Below are 17991 nucleotides of genomic sequence, written 5' to 3' on the forward strand. Positions count from 1 at the left end.
CCTCCATATCCATACTCAAAACAATCAGAGCCGGAACAGGGATTCGCCTGTTCCGGCTCTGGAAATGTGTTCAGCTCAGCGCACCAGGCAGGGCTTTTTATTGTCAAATACCCAGTTGGGGATGAGGTACTGCATGCCGACGGCGTCATTTCTGGCGCCCTTGCCGTAGCACTTGTCCATGTACAGCTGGTGGGCCTTCATCACCTGCTCCCGGTCCACCTCGATCCCCAGTCCGCCCTTCCTGGGCAGGTCGATGCAGCCGCCCACAATCTCCATGGGCTTCACGGTGAGCCGCTCCCGGCCCTCCTGCCAGATCCAATGGGTGTCGATGCCGTTCATCTTGCCGGGGATGGCAGCGGCGCACTGCACCACCATGGCCAGGGAGATGTCGAAGTGGTTGTTGGAGTGACAGCCCCACATCAATCCGAAGTCATTGCACAGCTGGCCCACCCGGACGGAGCCCTCCATGGTCCAGAAGTGGGGGTCGGCCAGGGGGATGTCCACACTTTGGAGGGCGATGGTGTGGCACATCTGCCTCCAGTCGGTGTTGATCATGTTGGTGGCGGTGGGCATCATGGTGGCCTTGCGGAACTCGGCCATGATCTCACGGCCGGAGAACCCGTTCTCCGCTCCGCAGGGGTCCTCGCAGTAGGCCAGGCATTTCTTCAGGTCGGGGGCGACCTCCAGGGCCTCCTGGAGACTCCAGCAGCCGTTGGGGTCCAGGTCCACCCGGGCGTCGGGGAAGGCGGCCTTGATGGCCTGGACAGCCTTGACCTCCTCCTTGGGGGCCAGCACGCCCCCCTTGAGCTTGAAGTCCACAAAGCCGTATTTCTCGTGGGTCGCTTTTGCCAGCGCCACGATTTTCTCCGGAGTGAGGGCCTCCTCATGGCGCAGGCGGTACCAGTCGCAGCTGGCGTCCGGCTCCTCCTCATACTCCAGGTCGGTCTTTTTCCGGTCGCCCACATAGAACAGGTAGGACAGGAACTGAACCCGGTCCCGCTGGATGCCGTCGCCCATGAGGGCCGCCGCGGGCACGTCCAGGAACTTACCCATGAGATCCAGAAGAGGGGCCTCAATGGCGGTGACCACATGGACGCCGGTGCGCAGGTCAAAGGTCTGAAGGCCCCGCACGTCGTCCTTGATGTTCTCGCTGAGCCAGGCGCGGACCTTGTTCAGGGTCTGCTTGTAATCGGCGATGCGGGTGCCCACCACCAGATGCTCCACGTCCTCCAGGGCCCTGGTGATCTTCTCGCCGCCGGGCACCTCGCCAACCCCCTCCACGCCGTTGGAGTCGGTGAGGATGACGATATTCCGGGTAAAGTAGGGGGCGTGTGCGCCGGACAGGTTCAGCTCCATGCAGTCGTGGCCGGCCACAGGGTATACTTCCATCTTCGCAACAGTAGGGATGCTTGCCATAATTTGACACTCCTATCTCCAAATTTTGGATTGGGAACCTTGGGAAGTCCCGGTAGTGAGGCGAGCCATCCCAAATTTGTGCCAAAGGTCCCGATGCAGCGAAGGTATCCTGAATCAGCACGGATCATTATATCCCGGTCCAATTAAAAAGTCAATCTGAAATGGCGCGCATAATGTCCGCCGCCGAGGGAGGGCAGCCCTTTACCTGGCGGGCGGCGCAGTCGCAGCAGCTTCCGACCCCCAGACCGTCAAAGGGCACGCCCCTCCACTCCTGACCGATGGCAATCCTTCCCGGCCTTGCCCCGCTGCGGTGGAGGGCCCGGACCAGCGCCGCGTAGCAGGCCGAACAGGCCGAGCGGGCGTCCACATCCCGGGTCAGGGAGGCCACCGTCCGGGAAGGTCTTGGATAGCTGGTCGCCGCCTGGGGCTGGTTGAGAGATATGACGTCCTCAGGTTCAATTTTCGTGCTGCCCGCGCCCCACTGCTCCGCCAGGGCGATATAGGGCACCTCCCGGAGGTCCAGCCCCATGAGACGGCAGCCGTATGCGTCCAGCTGAACCGGGTCGGTTCCCAGATACATCCGGCCGGTGGGGACCGGGTTGCCCCCCTCCTCAAAGTCCAGGTCACCGCAGATGCTGTCCACAATGGTCAGGTTCGGGCGCAGCGCGGCGGCCAGGGCGGCGATGGGCCGCATCAGCCCCTCGGAGTGGAACCGGCGCTTCTCCCGGTCGGGCAGACAGCCCTTGCAGTTTTTCAGGGCACAGGTCATCGTGGTTTGGCAGTGCCCCTTCAAGACGGGCAGATTGATGAGAAAGCCGGCATCCAGAGCTCGGCAGCAGATTTCCATCTCCCGCAGGGGGGTGGACACCTTGCGGGTCTTGTCCCGCTTCAGGTCGTAGAGAGGGACCTTGTACCGCTGCCCGATCTCGTCATATCCGGCGGCCCGGAAGGCGCGCCCCGTATCGTCTCCCACCCAGGAGCCCTCAATGATGCTGATGTCGGAGATTCCGTGGCCCTGCAAATATTCAATCGCCCCGGACAGCACGCCGGCGTGGGTGGTGGCCCCGTTTTCCGGCGTTCCCGCCACCACCAGGTTTGGCTTGAGGGCCACGCCGGCGCCGCTGGGGATCATTTCAGCCACATGGGCGGACTCCATCAGAGACATGGTCATAGAGTGGGCGTCGGCGCCGTAAATTTGATAAATTGCTCCCATAGGTTCTCTCCTCTCACAGGATTCTGTTCTTCAGCGCTTCTCCCCCTATGTACCGCCTCAGGTTTTCCAGAACGATGGCAGCCACACGCCGCTCGGTGTCCGCCAAGTGGTTTCCCCCGGCTGTATGGGGCGTGATCAGCGCCCGGGGCTGCCGCCAGAGCGGGTGGTCAGAGGGGAGGGGTTCCGGATCGGTGACGTCCAGGCCGGCCCCCCAGAGACGGCCCTCCTCCAGCACCTGGGCCAGGGCGGCGCAGTCCAGCACGCTGCCCCGGCCCCCGTTGAGCAGAATGGCCGAGGGCTTCATACGCAGCAGCCGGGTCCGGTCAAAGAGCCCCGCCGTCTGTGCTGCCCGGGGGAGCATCAGCGCCACTGCGTCCGCCTCCGGCAGGAGGCTGTCCAGCTGGCTAAAGGGATACATCCGGTCGATCCCCTCCGCTCCCTTTTCCGGGTCCCGCCGCACGCCGGCTGTGGACGCGCCCAGGGCTTTGCACAGCCTGGCAAAGGAGGAGCCGAGGTCTCCCGTCCCCACAACCAGCACCTGAGCATCCTGCAATGTCTGGACAGGCCCCAGGTCGCGCCACTGTCCCGCATCCTGCTGATCCCGATAGGCAGGCAGCCGTTTCATCAGGGAAAGCAGCATGGCGAACATGTGCTCGGACACGGAATGCCCATAGGCGCCCGAGGCGGTGGTGAGTATGGCCCCGTGTGGGAGCACGCCGGGATCACCATAGGGGTCCGCGCCGGCGCTGCGGGTTTGAAGCCACCGCAGAGCGGTGCTGCTCCGGAACATTGACACAGGGGGATTTCCCAGCACAATTTGCGCTCCAGCGTAGTCCTCCGGGGCAAGGCCGGTCCCATCGGCGGCAAAGCGCTGGGCATAGCCTGGGGCGGCAGCGTGGAACGTCTCCTCTTCCTCCGGCGTCAGACTCAGCAGGTTCAAGATTTGATCCATAAGCGGCCTCCATATCCTTCGTACTGTGATCACAGCAATTGAGCTTTTCCAGGTTCTGTCCATCAGTGTAGCAGGAGCGGCCTCCTGCCGCAACATGTAAAGTAAATAAAAATCCTTCACTTATTTTATGACAGCCTCCAGAATTTCAAAAATTGAAATCAGCTTGAAATGCCCGGTTCCGTCCGCTTCGTTCAGGATGATTGCATGTCATTTCACTGTCAATTTCAATTTCTGAACATCTATCTGATTCTCCAAACATACGGGGCCGATTTTGTCAGCTTTGCGAATTGTCAAGGAAGGCTTTCTCCTGTAGGCTGAACATGCTTTTCCGGGACTGCCGGGCCGGGAATCCTACGGTCCGCAAAGACTACCAGGGAAGGGAAAGGATGGTTTTTTATGAAAATCGGTTTTATTGGTTTGGGTATTATGGGAAAGCCTATGGCGAAGAATTTGCTGAGGGCGGGCTATGACCTGATGGTCAGCAGCTCCAACAGGGCGGCCCCGGAATTGGTGGAGGCGGGCGCCAAGAGCGCCTCCAACGCCGAGATTGGCGAAGCCTGCGATGTGGTGTTCACCATGGTGCCCAACAGCCCCCAGGTGAAGGCCGTCATGCTGGGTGAGGACGGGGTGGCCGCCCACATGAGGCCGGGAAGCGTGTTCATCGACATGAGCTCCATCAACCCCGTGGCCTCCAAGGAGATTGCCGCTGAGGTGGCAAAGAAAAGCATTGAGATGCTGGACGCCCCCGTCTCCGGCGGCGAGCCCAAGGCCATCGACGGCACCCTGTCCTTTATGGTGGGCGGCAGGCAGGAGGTCTTTGACCGCTGCAGGCCCCTGCTGGAGGCCATGGGAAGCTCTGTGATCCGTTGCGGCGGCGTGGGCGCGGGCAACACCACCAAGCTGGCCAACCAGATCATCGTGGCCTGCAACATCCAGGCCCTGGTGGAGGCGCTGACCTTAGCTCAAAAAGCAGGGGTAGACCCTGAATTGGTGTTTCAGGCGGTCAAGGGCGGCCTGGCCGGTTCCACCGTTATGGACGCAAAAGCGCCCATGATGATTGCCGGGGATGACAGGCCCGGCTTCAGGATCGACCTACACATCAAAGACCTGAACAACGCCCTGGACTGTGCCCACGCGGTGGGCGCGCCCGTGCCTATGACCGCGGAGGTCCAGGAGATCCTGCAATGGCTGCACAATCACGAATGCGGCCAAAAGGACCACAGTGCGATCTTCCTATACTATAAGTATCTGTGCCGCGCTATTTAACAATGGGTATAATATTTAGGCGCTGCTTGAAAAATGGAACTATGCACAGCGGTGAGGGATTTTTCTGCATGGAACCCTTGACGTTTTTGAATTTGGGGCAATGACAGAGAAGTGATTGTAATTTGCGGAAGGCTGTGATAAAATATCCAGAGCAGTGACGAAATCGGCGGCGGAGGCGCCGCCTTCAAAAGAGGTGTAAGGTATGGATCATCCCTTCCGTTCCGCAGCGGTAGGCGGCTTTAACAAGCAGGACGTGCTCACCTTTCTAGAGGAGCAGTCCAGGCAGTCGTCCCAGGCTCAGCAGGAGCTCAGCGGCCGGCTGGAGGAGGCCGAGCGCGAGTGCGAGGACCTGCGTCAGGAGCGGGACAGCCTGCGCCGGCAGGTGGAGCAGCTCCAGGAGGAGCTGGAGGACCTGCGCCAGGAGCGGGACGGGCTCAGGGTTCAGCTGGACACGGCGGAGCGGGACCTGACCGCCAGCCAGCGGCAGATCAGCCAGGCCCAGCAGGAGCGGGACGAGGTCCAGGCCCAGCTGGACGGGCTCCGGCCCGACGCCGAGGCGTACACCCAGATCAAGGAGCGCACCGTCGTGGTGGAGCTGGATGCCCACCGCCGGGCCCTGGCCATCCAGGAGAAGGCGGAGGAGGATGCCCAGCGGGTGCGCCGTCAGGTGGAGCAGTGGCTCCACCGGATGGAGCGGGAGTACAGCGACATGCGGGGCGAGGTGGAGCTTTCCGCCTCCCACGCCGTCAGCGAGCTGGAGCGGGTCCGGGCCGGCCTGGGCCGGCTCACCAAGCTGGTGGCCGACCAGGAGAGCGCCCTGACGGGAATCACGAAGGTCTTTGACGACACCGCCGCCCCCACCAAGCCGGAGGCCCCCATGCCCCTTCTGGATGAATGATGGATTGATAGAACAGCGCCTGCCCTCTATACTGAGGACAGGCGCTGTTGCAAATGGCGGTTAGCCACTCCCTTGGAGAAGGGGGGTGATGCGATGGGGAACGGGCGCTGGACGAAGGTCCTGCGTTTCGTGGCGTGTGTAATCATAACAGCTCTGCTGGTGATACTTACGGCCCCAAACGCGTGTTAGCCGCCCGGATGGCCCCGGACGGCTAACAGATTTCTGTAGCTTGAGAAGGGCTGACCGCTGTGTAGCAGCGCCTTTTATATATCTATTATACCACGTCTCCGCAGGTTGTCAAGGAGCACAGATTAGGGAGTGCCCATCTGTGCATTTTATCCTGGTTGTTTTCCCTGTCTGTAGGGACGGCTATTAGCCGCCCGCTCTATGGAAAGCCGCAGCTGCGGAAAAGACGGGCGGATGATATCCGCCCCTACATAAAATCTGCGGAAAGGACACTCCCAGGGATTACTTGAAACAAGTTTTTTTCTAACTTGAATCAAGTTAAAACTGAGATAAGATGCGAAAAAATGGGATACCATACCTTTCATAAAAGGATGGTGGTATCCCAATGAAGCGCGATAAACATTTAGGCATTACAATCAGCGGTGAACACCATGGCAAGCTGGTCTATATCGCTGAATACGAGGGCCGCTCCATGAGCGGACAGATTCTGTATCTGATCCAGAAGTGCATCCGGGAATTTGAGAAGGAGCACGGTCCCATCTCAGAGGAGGAGCTGAAATGAGGGTCCGGGAGGGGCTCCTGGACCTGCTCTTTCCGCCGAAGTGCCCCTACTGCCAGCGGGTTCTGGACGATCCCCGGGCGCCGCTGTGTCCCAGGTGTCAGCCCAGCCTGCCCTGGCTGGAGGGCCGGGCGGGGGAGCGGCGGATTGACTTTGCCGACGGCTGTTTCTCGCCCCTGGCTTATGGCGAGTTGGTGCGGGAGGCCATCCACCGCTACAAATTCAGCAGGGTACGGGCGCTGGGCAGGCCCTTTGCGGCGGTGATGGCCCAGTGTCTGAAAGACCGCCTGCCGGAGGGGGCCGGCCTGATCTGCTGGGCGCCCCTGTCCAAAGAGCGCCTTCGGGAGCGGGGGTTCGACCAGGCGGAGCTGATGGCTCGGGAGGTGGGCCGGCTGCTGTCCATTCCGGCGGGGCCTGTTCTGGTCAAAATGCGGGACACAGGCCCCCAGTCGGAGCTGGAGGAGGACAGCGCCCGCCGGGCCAACGCCAGGGGGGCCTATGCCCTGCTGCCTGGAACCGACCTGACTGGAAAGCGGGTGGTGCTGGTGGATGATGTGGTCACCTCCGGCTCCACCCTGGAGGAGTGCGCCGCCCTGCTGCGCCAGGCGGGCGCGGAACAGGTGTTCTGCCTCACGCTGGCCCGGGCCAGAGGGGATTAGGGGTTGTTTAAAAAGCGAAAATTGTTGGAAAAAACGGTTGAAAACCGGAGCACATCCGGCTATAATATAAAGTGGGTTGGAAGAACCGCCTGTAAGGCGGTCAGAAAATACAAAATTTGACAAAATAAGGTGGAACAAGAAAATGGGTTTCTTTAGTAAAGATATCGGCATCGACCTGGGCACCGCCTCGGTTTTGGTATATATCAAGGGCAAGGGCGTGGTTTTGAGAGAGCCCTCCGTGGTGGCCATGGACAAGAACACCGGCAAGCTGCTGAAGGTGGGCACCGAGGCCCAGGCCATGCTGGGCCGCACCCCGGGCAACATTGTGGCCATGCGCCCCCTGCGGGAGGGGGTCATCTCCGACTACGACATGACGGAGAAGATGCTCAAGGAATTCATCCGGAAGGTGGTCTCCTTCTCCCTGTTCAAGCCTCGCCTGCTCATCTGCGTGCCCTCGGGCATCACCGAGGTTGAGGAGCGCGCCGTGGTGGACGCGGGCATCCAGGCGGGAGCCCGCCGTGCCTATCTCATTGAGGAGCCGGTGGCCGCCGCCATCGGCGCCGGCATCGACATCACCAAGCCCGACGGACACATGGTGGTGGACATCGGCGGCGGCACCGCCGACATTGCCGTCATCTCCCTGGGCGGAGTGGTGGAGTCGGCCTCTATCAAGGTGGCCGGCGACAAATTTGACGAGGCGGTGGTGAAGTATATCCGCCGCAAGCACAACGTCCTCATCGGCGACCGCACCGCCGAGGAGCTGAAAATCAACATCGGCTGTGTTTTCCCCCGACCGGAGGAGGTCTCCATGGAGATCAAGGGCCGCTGTCTTATGACCGGCCTGCCCCGGGTGTTCAACGTCACCTCCAGCGAGATGATCGAGGCCTTTGAGGAGACCTCCAACTCCATTCTGGAGGCCATCCACGGCGTCCTGGAGCGCACCCCCCCCGAGCTGGTGGCCGACATCTCCACCAACGGCATCATCATGACCGGCGGAGGCTCCCTGCTGTGGGGCTTTGACAAGCTGGTCCAGAGCCACACGGGCATCGAGACCCACGTGGCCGACGACGCCATCTCCTGCGTGGCCTTCGGTACTGGCAAGAGCCTGGACAGCCTGGACCAGATGCAGGAGGGCACTATGAACCTGTCCCGCCGCAAGCAGATGAATTATTGATCTGCAGGGCGCATCGTTACGATAGGATTAATTCCGGCGGACCGAAATATCCCGCCCTGCACGGACAGCCGGCCTCTGGCCGGCTGTTTTCCTGAGGAGGTATGAGACGCATGGATGCAGTGGAAGAAGCGATACAGACAATCGGCAGAACCGTGGGCATTCAGGACCTGACCCTGGGCGCACTGGTGCGGGTGGCGGTGATTGTTCTGGCGGGCTGGCTGATCATCCGGCTGCTGATGAGAATGGTGGACCGGATGCTGGACAGGAGCAAATCGGTGTCCGCCATCAGGACCTATATCCGCACAGCGGTGAGGATTTTCCTCTGGGTTCTGCTGGCCCTGACGCTGGCGGGCACCCTGGACGTGGACACCACCTCCATCATTGCCCTGCTCAGCGTGGCGGGGCTGGCGGTGTCCATGGCCCTGCAGAACACTCTGTCCAACCTGGCGGGGGGACTGGTGCTGCTGGTGACAAAGCCCTTCTCCCCGGGGGATTTTGTGGAGGCCGACGGCGTCAGCGGCACTGTCTCCGCGGTGGACATGTCCTACACCACCTTCGTCACCCCGGACAACAAGGAGATTTTTGTCCCCAACAGCCAGCTGTCCGCCGCCAAAATCACGAATTATAACCGTCTGGGAAGGCGGCGGATGGACCTGAAGCTCACCGCCTCCTATGATGCCCCCACCGCCCAGGTGCGCGCCGCCATCCAGGAGGTGTTGTCCGCCACCCCCGGCATTTTGGATGACCCCGCCCCGGCGGTCTATCTGTCCGAGTATCAGTCCAGCAGCATCGAGTACCTGGTCCGGCTGTGGACCGCCTCGGGCGACTACTGGGATGTGTACTATGCCCTGTTGGAGGGGGTGCGGGAGTCCTTCGACCGCCACGGGGTGGAGATGACCTATGACCATCTGAACGTGCACATTGTGGAGCGCTAGGGAGCGGCCTCCGTGCCGCCCCGCCATGTAGGGGCCGCTGCCCTCGGCGGCCCGATTCTTTGGTTGAGAGTGGGGCGGGACAGAGCCCGCCCCCTACATTCAAGGCATGGCGAGCCCATGTAAAAATCCGTCCAGCTGAGGGGAGAGGATCTCGCCGCCGATGACGGTATTTTTATAGAGGAGCAGGTTGGCCTGCACACCTGTCTCCCCGGTGGGGTAGTTGAGCACCTCATAGGTATACCGCTTGACCCGTTTGCCGGTGTATTTTTCCAGATTAAAGCCCTGCTGGCTCTGGAGGGCCACATACTCATCGTAGCTGTCGTCCAGCTCCTCGGGGATGAACAGCTCCTGGGTGGCGATGGGCTCCTCAGACACCTGCCAGCCGTAGGCGGACAGGTAGTCGATCCGGTCCTGATTGGTTTTTACCCCCTTGGGGCTGGGGAGGGCGGGGCCGGAGACCTCCCGAGTGAGGGCCTGGCCGAAGTTCAGGGCAATGGCGCAGCAGCACAGCAGAGCTGCCGCCGCCACACCCAGGGTCAGCTTGCGCTTGGGCAGCTTCGCGGTCATAATCAACACAGCAATTTCTCCCTTCCGTGGCTTGTTCTCTCTTTAACGTATGCGGCTGGGGAGGGGGATATGCCTGTAGGGCGCGACGACCCGGCGCGCCGTTTTTGTACCGAATGTGTCTTGTAAGGCGTGCCGGGTCGTCACGCCCTACACAGGAATGAGGTATCTATGGAGCGCATTGACAAGCTTCTGGCCTCCACCGGGCGGTGGAGCCGGAAGGAGGTAAAGGACCTGATCCGTCAGGGCCGGGTGCTGGCCGGCGGCGTGCCTGTGGCCCGCCCGGAGGAGAAGCTGGACCCGGCGGTGGCCCTCACGGTGGACGGGGCGGCGGTGGACTGTTCCCCCTTTGTCTATGTGATGCTCCACAAACCGGCGGGGCTTCTGTCCGCCACCGAGGACAAAAATCAGCCCACCGTGCTGGACCTGCTTCCCCTGGAGCTGCGCCGCCGGGGGCTGTTCCCGGTGGGCCGATTGGACAAGGACACCACCGGCCTGCTGCTGCTCACCGACGACGGCCCCCTGGCCCACCGGCTGCTGTCCCCCAAAAAGCACGTGGACAAGGTCTACCTGGCCAGGGTAGACGGGCATGTGGACGGAGAGGACGTGCGGGCTCTGGCAGACGGGATGGTGCTGGCCGGCGGTCTGCGCTGCCTGCCCGCGGGGCTGGAGCCTCTTGGGGACGGGAGCGTCTGCCGGGTCACCCTGCGGGAGGGAAAGTACCACCAGGTGAAGCGGATGCTGGCAGCCCGGGGGAAGCCTGTGCTGGAGCTGCACAGGCTTTCCATGGGTTCTTTGGCGCTGGACGAGGGGCTGGAGGCTGGGAAATGGCGGTTTTTGACGGCCTGTGAGCGCGCCAGGCTGAAAGAAATGGAGGACGCGCCGTAAGGTTTTGGGCAAACTGAACAAAAAAATAAAAAAAACTCTTGCCAAACAGGGGGGCCACCCGTTATAATAGGTTTAAGCAGAAAAATTACTAGGAGGGGATCACAGTGTCAAGCAGGATGTTCCAGGGTATTGTGCTCCAGATGAAGGACAACATCAGCCGTACGGTGGGTGTGGTAGACGCAGAGGGAATCGTGGTCGCCTGCAGTGAGCTGACCTGTATCGGTGAGCACTGGTCCGGCGCGGTGACCGCCATCAACGGCGCGGAGAGCGGCGTCGCCCGGTTTGAGGGCAGAACCTTCAAGCCCCTTGCGGGCTGGGGCGCCCAGTTTGATTACGCCGCCTTTGTCAAGGGCGAGGATGAGCTGGCCGCCTCCCTGTGCGCCATGGCGGTGGTGGCCTTCAACGGCGCCAAGACCTACTACGAGGAAAAGCACGACAAGGCCACCTTTGTGAAGAACATCATCTCCGACAATATACTGTTAGGCGATGTATACACCCAGGCCAAGGAGCTGCACTTTGTCTCCGAGGCGCCCAGGGCCGCGTTCTTGGTGCGCCAGCTGGGCCCCGCCGATGTCTCGGTCATCGACGTGATTCAGAATCTGTTTCCGGACAAGCAGTCTGATTTTGTCATCTCCATCAACGAGACCGACGTGGCCCTGATCAAGCAGCTCCACGAGGGGGCCGACTCCAAGGAGCTGGCCAAGATTGCCAAGCAGATCGTTACCGCCGTCACCCAGGAGCTGGGGGTCAAGGTGGTCATCGGCATCGGCACCATCGTCCCACACATCCGGGACCTGGCCCGGGCGTATAAGGAGGCCGGGGTGGCCATCGACGTGGGCAAGGTATTCGACACCGAGAAGACCGTCATCAACTATGAGAACCTGGGCATCGGCCGGTTGATCTACCAGCTGCCTACCATTTTGTGCCAGATGTTCCTCCAGGAGGTCTTTAAGAAGAGCCCCATCGACGCCCTGGACCAGGAAACTCTGCTTACCATCAACAAGTTCTTTGAGAACAACCTGAATGTGTCCGAGACCGCCCGGAAGCTCTTTGTCCACCGGAACACCCTGGTGTACCGGCTGGAGAAGATCAAGAAGCTCACCGGCCTGGACCTGCGGGAGTTTGACGACGCCATCACCTTCAAGGTGGCCCTCATGGTCAAGAAGTACCTTATCTCCCGGGGAATCGAGTCCTGATACAGCTGCAACCCCCTCGCCGGCGGCGGGGGGGTTTACTTTTATGTGCGGGGTGCTATAATATAATCAACCTCAAGTTTTCTTGAGATTTCAAGAATAGAAAGGATGAATATGATGAATTTGGCTAAAATTTCAGCTAATGGTCAAATTACTCTCCCGGTTGAGATCAGGCGGCTGCTGGGGCTGAAGTCCGGCGATAAGGTTTTATTTTTTCAAAAGCAGGACGGCGAGATCGTTTTGAGCAATGCGTCGGCCCAAGCGATCCGAAAGGCGCAGAAGGCCTTTGCCGGTGCAGCGGAAGAGATTGGCGTGTTCAATGAGGACGGTGTGCAGGCGCTGGTGGACGAGGTGCGCCATGGAAGGAATGTGCAATGCGGATATTGATTGACACGAACGTCTTATTTTCCGCACTGCTGTTTCCTCGTTCAAAGCCTGCAAAAGCCTTGCTCTATGCTGCGGATCATCGCGAGATTGTGTTGTGAGACCGCAATATTACTGAACTGCGAGATATTTTGAAACGGAAAGCCCCCAAATACCTGCCTGACGCGGAGGTGCTGCTTGCGGAGTTGTCATACGAGTTGATACCTTCAGTAGACCATGCTGAGAAGCTGATACGGGATGCGAAAGACCAGCCGATTTTGAATGCGGCGATTGTGTTTGATGTTGACATTATCCTTACAGGTGATAAAGATTTTTTGAGCCTTGATATGGAATATCCCCAATGTATGACGGTTGTGCAGTTTTTTGAGTATGAGGGTATAGTGGAATGATTTCATGACATGGACCAGAAGCCATTGTGCTTCTGGTCCGTATTTTGCGTCAAGTGATAAAAATTTACTTGCTATTTCAGAGGGGATAAGTTACAATAAGGTTACAAAAATGACAAACTGGTAAAAACGGACTGAGCCCGACATAAAAAGGAAGAGAACATTCACAGATTATATATTTACATAAAATCTGATCTGTGGTACACTGAAAATTGGGGAAGTCTCAGAGAAATATTGGCTGAGCGAGGAGCAGAGGGCGCAATGATACGGTTCATAGATGTACAGAAAGAGTATGACAACGGCACCAAGGCCCTGAAGGGAATTAACATGCGTATAGACGACGGGGAGTTTGTCTTTCTGGTAGGCCCCTCCGGGTCAGGAAAGTCCACCGTCATCAAGCTGATTACGGCGGAGATCGCCCCCACGGAGGGCAGGGTGATGGTCAACGGGTACAACCTGAACACCATCACCCCCCGGCAGGTTCCTCTGATGCGCCGGACCCTGGGCATTATCTTCCAGGACTTCCGGCTCATAGAGAAAAAGACGGTCTATGAGAACCTGGCCTTCTCCATGCGGGCCATCGGAGCCTCCAACCGGGAGCTGCGCCGGCGCATCCCATATGTCCTTCAGCTGGTGGGGCTGGACACCAAGGGGGAGCGCTTCCCCGGACAGCTGTCGGGCGGGGAGCAGCAGCGGGTGGCCATTGCCCGGGCGCTGGTGAACAACCCCAGCATGATTATCGCCGACGAGCCCACGGGTAATCTGGACCCCCAGCGCTCCCTGGAGATCATGCTCCTGCTGGAGCGCATCAACGAGCTGGGCACCACCGTATTGGTGGTCACCCACGAAAAAGCCCTGGTCAATCGCTTTACCAAGCGGGTGGTGGCCATTGAGAACGGGCGGATCATCAGCGACGGAACAGGTGGTTACTACAATGTCGAGAAAATTTGACGCGGGATACTTTATCAGCGAGGGGGTCCACTCCATCTTTACCCACGGCTTCATGTCCTTCGCGGCCGTGTGCATGATTGTGGCCTGCCTGCTCATCATGGGCTCCTTCACCCTGCTGGCGGTGAACCTGGACAACACCCTGGGGGACCTGGAGAACGAGAACGAGATGCTGGTATACATAGACGACAGCCTCACCGAGGAGCAGGCCCGGGCCCTCCAGCCCAAGCTGGCCCAGGTGGACAACGTGTCTCAGCTGACCTTTGTCACCCGGGAGGCCGCCCTGGAGGAGTACAAGTCCAAGCGGGAGAGCAGCGTGCCCTTGCTGGCCGACCTGCCTGACGACACCCTCCGGCACCGCTACCGGGTCCACGTGGTGGACATCGAGCGGATGGCTGAGACCGAGGAGGCCCTGGAGCAGGTGGAGGGTGTAGGCAAGGGCAACGTCAGGGCCGCCATTGACATTGCCAACGGCTTTGTGATGGTGCGCAACATCGCCACCGGCGTGGCTATGGTGCTGGTGGGCATTTTGCTGGTGGTCTCTCTGTTCATCATCGCCAACACCATCAAGCTGGCTACCTTCTACCGCCGGGAGGAGATCGCCATCATGAAGATGTGCGGCGCCACCGACGGCTTTATCGAGTGGCCCTTTGTGGTGGAGGGGATGATCCTGGGCCTGGTTGGGGCGCTGATCGCCTTCTTTGTCCAGTGGGGCCTGTATCAGATGGTGGCTAAGCTGGCGATCCAGGGCAACGGCCTGTCTCTGGTGAACATCATCAGCTATGGCGACATGGCCTCCACCATTCTGATGGTGTTCTGCGCCGTGGGCGCATTTATCGGGGTGGGCGGCTCACTGTTCGCCATCCGGAAATTTTTGCAGGTATAGGAGGACTTCCCATGAAACGTCAAAAGAGACAGAGAATATTCATGTCCATCATGGCCGGTTTTCTGGCGCTGCTGATGCTGCTGCCCATTTTGGCCAACATCCTGGTGCGGTAGGGGGGAGGCCGGCATGAAGAACAGAGGAAAGCTGCTCCGCCGTGCCCTGGGCCTGCTTCTGGCGGCGGCCCTGCTGCTCCCGCTGACCGGGCCGGGGGTGGTGCTGGAGGCCTCCGCCGTTACCAAGGCGGAGATCGACGCCCTGAAGGGGGACGCCAAGGACCTGGCCAGCCAGCGCAAGGAGATCCAGGAAAAGCTGAAGGCGGTTCAGGCGGACAAGAACGCCGCCATCGCGAAGAAGGAGCTCATCGAGCATCAGATCGACCTGATTCAGCAGGAGATCAACAACATCAAGCAGCAGATTGCTATGTACGACCAGCTCATCGCCGAAAAGGGGGAGGAGCTGCGTCAGGCGGAGGCGGACGAGGCGGCCCAGTTCGACCTGTTCTGCCGCCGGATGCGGGATATGGAGGAGCAGGGGGAGGTCTCCTACTGGGAGATTCTGTTCTCCTCCAGCAGCTTCTCCGATCTTCTGGATAACTACATGATGATCGAGGAGATCATCCAGTACGACAACAAGGTTATCAGCGATCTGGAGGCCCTCCAGACCCGGGTGTCGGAGGACAAGGCCGCCCTGGAGGAGGCCCAGGCGGAGCAGGAGGAGGCCAAGCGGCAGCAGGAGGCGGCCAAGGCAGAGCTGAAGGCGCGGGAGGACGAGATCGAGGCGCTGATTAAGGAGATCAGCGCCCAGGAGGACCAGCTGGAGGCCATGGAGAAGGAGCTGGACCAGGCGGCCAAGAATCTGGACGCTGCTATCAAGAAGGCGGAGAAGGAGTACGCCGCCCAGATTGCCAATGTACCCAGTGAGTCGGGCTACCTCTGGCCCCTGCCCGGCAATGTCAACACCCTGTCCTCCTACTACGGCCCCCGGAAGGACCCCTTTACCGGCAAGGCCAAAAACCACACCGGCATCGACGTCCCCGCCGCCCGGGGCACCCCCATCTATGCCGCCAAGAGCGGCGTGGTCACCACCTCGGTGCTGGGCAGCGGCGGCAGCTGGGCCTATGGCAACCATGTGGTGGTCTCCCACAGCGACGGCACCAGCACCCTGTACGCCCACATGAACTCCCGGGCGGTGAAGCAGGGCCAGGTGGTCAAGCAGGGGGACGTGGTGGGCTATGTGGGCACCACCGGCCGGTCCACCGGCAACCACCTGCACTATGAGGTCCGGATCAACGGCAACCGCACCGACCCGCTGAACTACTACAAGGACAGAGCTCTGTATTACCGTGGTAGCGGCGGGACTGTGCCGGTCTGGGACTGGATGAAATAACCGAATCAAGTCGAAGGACCCCGCCGAGGCGGGGTCCTTTTCCGGGCTTAGAAGCTGTACCAACAGCCGAAGTATTCCAATTCGCGAGGCAAAATTGCCGGTGGCAAGGCGAATAGTCGCGGGAATACTTTGTGTATTTCAAGATTTTTCAACGCGGCCAGCGGCAGTTTTGGCCGCAAAGCTGGGTACTGAGGCTATTGGTACAGCTTCTTAAAACTTTTTGAAAATAATCATTGCGAAATGGGTGAGAATATAGTACAATGTGTTTCAGATTTTGTTCCGCCTCGGCGCGGAGCAAGGCCGCACTAGTCGGGGAGACAGCGGTGCCCTGTACCCGCAATCCGCTACAGCGGGGATGAATCCCGGCCCCCGGACGTGAGGATGTACTGTCCGCCCTGGAAAAGCAGTGATGATAGACCGGTCCCGCGCAACGGGGCTTCCGTGAACCGTGTCAGGCGGGGAACCGAGCAGCACTAAGCGGATGGCCCCGTGTGCCGCGGGGAACTGTTCTTGAGCCGGCTGTCCAGGTAACGGGTATGTCCTGCGCTTCAAAGGCCGGTGTGCGGCCTTGCTCTGCGCCTCGTCGAAGCAAAGTCCATTCCATTCAGAACCGCCGCCTAGGGCGGCGATTCCTCATTTCATTTCCTTGCTTCTCCTCTCCAAACGCGACCCGCTGCGCTGGGCTCGCGTTTGGCCGGCGGCTGCGCCGCCGTTTTTTTGACTACTCCTGAAAATGTGAGGTGAGCAGATGTATCAGGCCCTGTACCGAAAATGGCGGCCCCGGACCTTCGACGACGTGGTGGGCCAGGGGCACATTACAGAGACGCTGAAGCGCCAGGTGGCGGCGGGGCGGCTGTCTCACGCCTATCTGTTCACCGGCACCCGGGGGACGGGCAAGACCACCTGCGCCAAAATTCTGGCCCGGGCGGTGAACTGCGAGAACCCCCAGGAAGGCAACCCCTGCAACGCCTGCCCCTCCTGCTTGGGCATCGAGAACGGCTCCATCCTGGACGTGCTGGAGCTGGATGCCGCCTCCAACAACGGAGTGGACCAGGTGAGGGCCCTCCGGGATGAGGCGGTATACACCCCCGCCGCGGTGAGGAAGCGGGTGTACATCGTGGACGAGGTCCATATGCTGTCCACGGCGGCCTTTAACGCCCTGCTGAAAATTCTGGAGGAGCCGCCCCCCCATCTTCTCTTTATTCTGGCAACCACCGAGCTGCACAAGGTGCCCGCCACCATCAAGAGCCGGTGCCAGCAGTTCGCCTTCAAGCGGATTCTGCCCACGCAGATCGCCCAGCGGCTGGAGTACGTAGCGGAACAGGAGGGAATCCCCCTGACGGAGGAGGGGGCGGCCCTGCTGGCCCGTCTGGCCGACGGCGGCATGCGGGACGCCCTGTCTTTGCTGGACCAGTGCGCCGGGGGACAGGACAGCCTGGACGAGCAGGCCATCCTGGATGTTCTGGGCCTGGCGGGCAATGTGGAGACCGCCGCCCTTATGGGTCAGCTGGCCGCCCGGGACACCGCCGGAGCCCTGAGCACCCTGGCCCGGCTGTACGCCGGCGGCAGGGACGTGGGCTCGGTACTGGGGGAGCTGTCCTCTCTGGCCCGGGACTTGCTGCTGCGCAAGACGGCCCCCCTGGGGGGCGCCGCCCTGATGACCGGGGGATATGACGAGGCCGCCCTGCGCGGACTGGGGGAGCAGCTGTCCGCCCAGCGGCTGCTGCAAATGCTCACCCTCCTTCAGGATGCCTCCGCCGGCCTGGCCCGGAGCGCCAACCGGCGCACCGACGCGGAGCTGTGCCTCATCCGCCTCAGCGACGAGGGGCTGGACGAGTCTTTTGCCGGTCTGTCCGCCCGGATTGCCCGCATCGAGGAGCGGCTGGCCCGGGGGATTCCCGCCGCCCCGAAGAAGCCGGAGACAGAACGGGGCGGGACAGCGCCCGCCCCCGCCCCGAAGGATGACACCCCTCCCTGGGAGGAGGAGCGGCCCCCGCTGCCCGAGGAGCCCCCGGAGGAGCCGGACTACGTCTTCGACGAGCCGGCGCCTGTGCCGGAGCCCCCCGCACCCCCAAAGCCTCCGGCGCCGAAGCCCGTG

18 protein-coding genes and 1 other RNA gene are annotated in these 17991 nt (G+C 60.9%); 15 read left to right on the forward strand and 4 right to left on the reverse strand.

The window, feature by feature from the left end:
• Nucleotides 1-75: 75 nt before the first annotated feature.
• The 3 genes from D1641_RS11825 to D1641_RS11835 form a co-directional block, all read right to left on the reverse strand.
• Nucleotides 76-1416 carry an enolase C-terminal domain-like protein gene (locus D1641_RS11825; RefSeq protein ID WP_160665924.1) on the reverse strand — a complete coding sequence of 447 codons (1341 nt, stop codon included), beginning with the start codon at nucleotides 1414-1416 and terminating at the stop codon, nucleotides 76-78.
• A gap of 151 nt (nucleotides 1417-1567) precedes the next feature.
• Complete coding sequence (locus tag D1641_RS11830; protein WP_160665926.1) at nucleotides 1568-2629, reverse strand: DUF362 domain-containing protein; 1062 nt, start codon at nucleotides 2627-2629, stop codon at nucleotides 1568-1570.
• A gap of 13 nt (nucleotides 2630-2642) precedes the next feature.
• On the reverse strand, nucleotides 2643-3581 hold the full coding sequence (locus tag D1641_RS11835) for a D-2-hydroxyacid dehydrogenase (protein WP_160665928.1): 939 nt from the start codon (nucleotides 3579-3581) through the stop codon (nucleotides 2643-2645).
• A gap of 348 nt (nucleotides 3582-3929) precedes the next feature.
• Between D1641_RS11835 and garR the strand changes: the two genes are divergently transcribed.
• The 6 genes from garR to D1641_RS11860 all read left to right on the forward strand — a co-directional run bounded on the left by garR (nucleotide 3930) and on the right by D1641_RS11860 (nucleotide 9258).
• Nucleotides 3930-4847 carry a 2-hydroxy-3-oxopropionate reductase gene (gene garR, locus D1641_RS11840; protein WP_347707428.1) on the forward strand — a complete coding sequence of 306 codons (918 nt, stop codon included), beginning with the start codon at nucleotides 3930-3932 and terminating at the stop codon, nucleotides 4845-4847.
• A 202-nt stretch (nucleotides 4848-5049) separates the two neighbouring features.
• Nucleotides 5050-5745, forward strand: a complete 696-nt coding sequence (locus D1641_RS19720; RefSeq protein ID WP_160665932.1) for a hypothetical protein — start codon at nucleotides 5050-5052, stop codon at nucleotides 5743-5745.
• 571 nt (nucleotides 5746-6316) lie between these two features.
• The gene (locus D1641_RS19190) at nucleotides 6317-6493 is read left to right on the forward strand and encodes a hypothetical protein (protein WP_201757345.1); all 177 of its coding nucleotides are present in this window, start codon (nucleotides 6317-6319) and stop codon (nucleotides 6491-6493) included.
• Nucleotides 6490-7149: a ComF family protein gene (locus D1641_RS11850; protein ID WP_160665934.1), complete on the forward strand. Its 660-nt coding sequence runs from the start codon at nucleotides 6490-6492 to the stop codon at nucleotides 7147-7149. The genes D1641_RS19190 and D1641_RS11850 overlap by 4 nt, the downstream gene beginning before the upstream one ends.
• A gap of 142 nt (nucleotides 7150-7291) precedes the next feature.
• Nucleotides 7292-8323, forward strand: coding sequence for a rod shape-determining protein MreB (gene mreB / locus D1641_RS11855; protein WP_160665936.1), 1032 nt, complete (start codon nucleotides 7292-7294; stop codon nucleotides 8321-8323).
• Nucleotides 8324-8433: 110 nt separating this feature from the next.
• Nucleotides 8434-9258, forward strand: a complete 825-nt coding sequence (locus D1641_RS11860) for a mechanosensitive ion channel family protein (protein WP_160665938.1) — start codon at nucleotides 8434-8436, stop codon at nucleotides 9256-9258.
• 99 nt (nucleotides 9259-9357) lie between these two features.
• Here the strand turns inward: D1641_RS11860 and D1641_RS11865 are convergent, their stop codons facing one another.
• Complete coding sequence (locus tag D1641_RS11865) at nucleotides 9358-9825, reverse strand: DUF4830 domain-containing protein (RefSeq protein WP_160665954.1); 468 nt, start codon at nucleotides 9823-9825, stop codon at nucleotides 9358-9360.
• Nucleotides 9826-9993: 168 nt separating this feature from the next.
• Between D1641_RS11865 and D1641_RS11870 the strand changes: the two genes are divergently transcribed.
• From D1641_RS11870 to dnaX, 9 genes are all read left to right on the forward strand, one after another.
• Entirely contained in the window at nucleotides 9994-10710 is a 717-nt protein-coding gene (locus D1641_RS11870; protein WP_160665940.1) for a pseudouridine synthase, read from the forward strand.
• 104 nt (nucleotides 10711-10814) lie between these two features.
• The gene (locus tag D1641_RS11875; RefSeq protein ID WP_160665942.1) at nucleotides 10815-11906 is read left to right on the forward strand and encodes a helix-turn-helix domain-containing protein; all 1092 of its coding nucleotides are present in this window, start codon (nucleotides 10815-10817) and stop codon (nucleotides 11904-11906) included.
• Nucleotides 11907-12011: 105 nt separating this feature from the next.
• The gene (locus D1641_RS11880; RefSeq protein ID WP_347707427.1) at nucleotides 12012-12290 is read left to right on the forward strand and encodes an AbrB/MazE/SpoVT family DNA-binding domain-containing protein; all 279 of its coding nucleotides are present in this window, start codon (nucleotides 12012-12014) and stop codon (nucleotides 12288-12290) included.
• Between the two features lie 116 nt (nucleotides 12291-12406).
• A complete protein-coding gene (locus D1641_RS19480) occupies nucleotides 12407-12676 on the forward strand; it encodes a hypothetical protein (protein WP_347707429.1) in 270 nt (89 codons plus the stop codon).
• Nucleotides 12677-12934: 258 nt separating this feature from the next.
• The gene (ftsE, locus tag D1641_RS11890; protein ID WP_160665944.1) at nucleotides 12935-13624 is read left to right on the forward strand and encodes a cell division ATP-binding protein FtsE; all 690 of its coding nucleotides are present in this window, start codon (nucleotides 12935-12937) and stop codon (nucleotides 13622-13624) included.
• Nucleotides 13608-14507, forward strand: coding sequence for a permease-like cell division protein FtsX (ftsX, locus tag D1641_RS11895; RefSeq protein ID WP_160665946.1), 900 nt, complete (start codon nucleotides 13608-13610; stop codon nucleotides 14505-14507). Before ftsE ends, ftsX begins: the two co-directional genes overlap by 17 nt.
• A 126-nt stretch (nucleotides 14508-14633) precedes the next feature.
• Nucleotides 14634-15893, forward strand: a complete 1260-nt coding sequence (locus tag D1641_RS19725; RefSeq protein ID WP_160665948.1) for a peptidoglycan DD-metalloendopeptidase family protein — start codon at nucleotides 14634-14636, stop codon at nucleotides 15891-15893.
• 300 nt (nucleotides 15894-16193) lie between these two features.
• An RNA gene (ffs, locus tag D1641_RS11905) (signal recognition particle sRNA large type) lies at nucleotides 16194-16459 on the forward strand.
• A gap of 182 nt (nucleotides 16460-16641) precedes the next feature.
• Nucleotides 16642-17991: DNA polymerase III subunit gamma/tau (gene dnaX / locus D1641_RS11910; RefSeq protein ID WP_160665950.1), on the forward strand; the 1350-nt coding region annotated here is incomplete at its 3' end.

It is taken from the genome of Colidextribacter sp. OB.20 (assembly GCF_009911595.1).
Taxonomy (GTDB): domain Bacteria; phylum Bacillota; class Clostridia; order Oscillospirales; family Oscillospiraceae; genus Lawsonibacter.

What these genes read in the sequence shown, in the direction of transcription:
- mreB (WP_160665936.1), top strand. Translation starts at nt 7,292, where the DNA reads ATGGGTTTCTTTAGTAAAGATATCGGCATCGACCTGGGCACCGCCTCG.
- D1641_RS11880 (WP_347707427.1), top strand. Translation starts at nt 12,012, where the DNA reads ATGAATATGATGAATTTGGCTAAAATTTCAGCTAATGGTCAAATTACT.
- D1641_RS11825 (WP_160665924.1), bottom strand. Translation starts at nt 1,416, where the DNA reads ATGGCAAGCATCCCTACTGTTGCGAAGATGGAAGTATACCCTGTGGCC.
- D1641_RS11870 (WP_160665940.1), top strand. Translation starts at nt 9,994, where the DNA reads ATGGAGCGCATTGACAAGCTTCTGGCCTCCACCGGGCGGTGGAGCCGG.
- ftsE (WP_160665944.1), top strand. Translation starts at nt 12,935, where the DNA reads ATGATACGGTTCATAGATGTACAGAAAGAGTATGACAACGGCACCAAG.
- D1641_RS19720 (WP_160665932.1), top strand. Translation starts at nt 5,050, where the DNA reads ATGGATCATCCCTTCCGTTCCGCAGCGGTAGGCGGCTTTAACAAGCAG.
- D1641_RS11850 (WP_160665934.1), top strand. Translation starts at nt 6,490, where the DNA reads ATGAGGGTCCGGGAGGGGCTCCTGGACCTGCTCTTTCCGCCGAAGTGC.
- D1641_RS19725 (WP_160665948.1), top strand. Translation starts at nt 14,634, where the DNA reads ATGAAGAACAGAGGAAAGCTGCTCCGCCGTGCCCTGGGCCTGCTTCTG.
- D1641_RS11865 (WP_160665954.1), bottom strand. Translation starts at nt 9,825, where the DNA reads ATGACCGCGAAGCTGCCCAAGCGCAAGCTGACCCTGGGTGTGGCGGCG.
- D1641_RS11835 (WP_160665928.1), bottom strand. Translation starts at nt 3,581, where the DNA reads ATGGATCAAATCTTGAACCTGCTGAGTCTGACGCCGGAGGAAGAGGAG.
- D1641_RS11830 (WP_160665926.1), bottom strand. Translation starts at nt 2,629, where the DNA reads ATGGGAGCAATTTATCAAATTTACGGCGCCGACGCCCACTCTATGACC.
- D1641_RS19190 (WP_201757345.1), top strand. Translation starts at nt 6,317, where the DNA reads ATGAAGCGCGATAAACATTTAGGCATTACAATCAGCGGTGAACACCAT.
- ftsX (WP_160665946.1), top strand. Translation starts at nt 13,608, where the DNA reads ATGTCGAGAAAATTTGACGCGGGATACTTTATCAGCGAGGGGGTCCAC.
- D1641_RS11860 (WP_160665938.1), top strand. Translation starts at nt 8,434, where the DNA reads ATGGATGCAGTGGAAGAAGCGATACAGACAATCGGCAGAACCGTGGGC.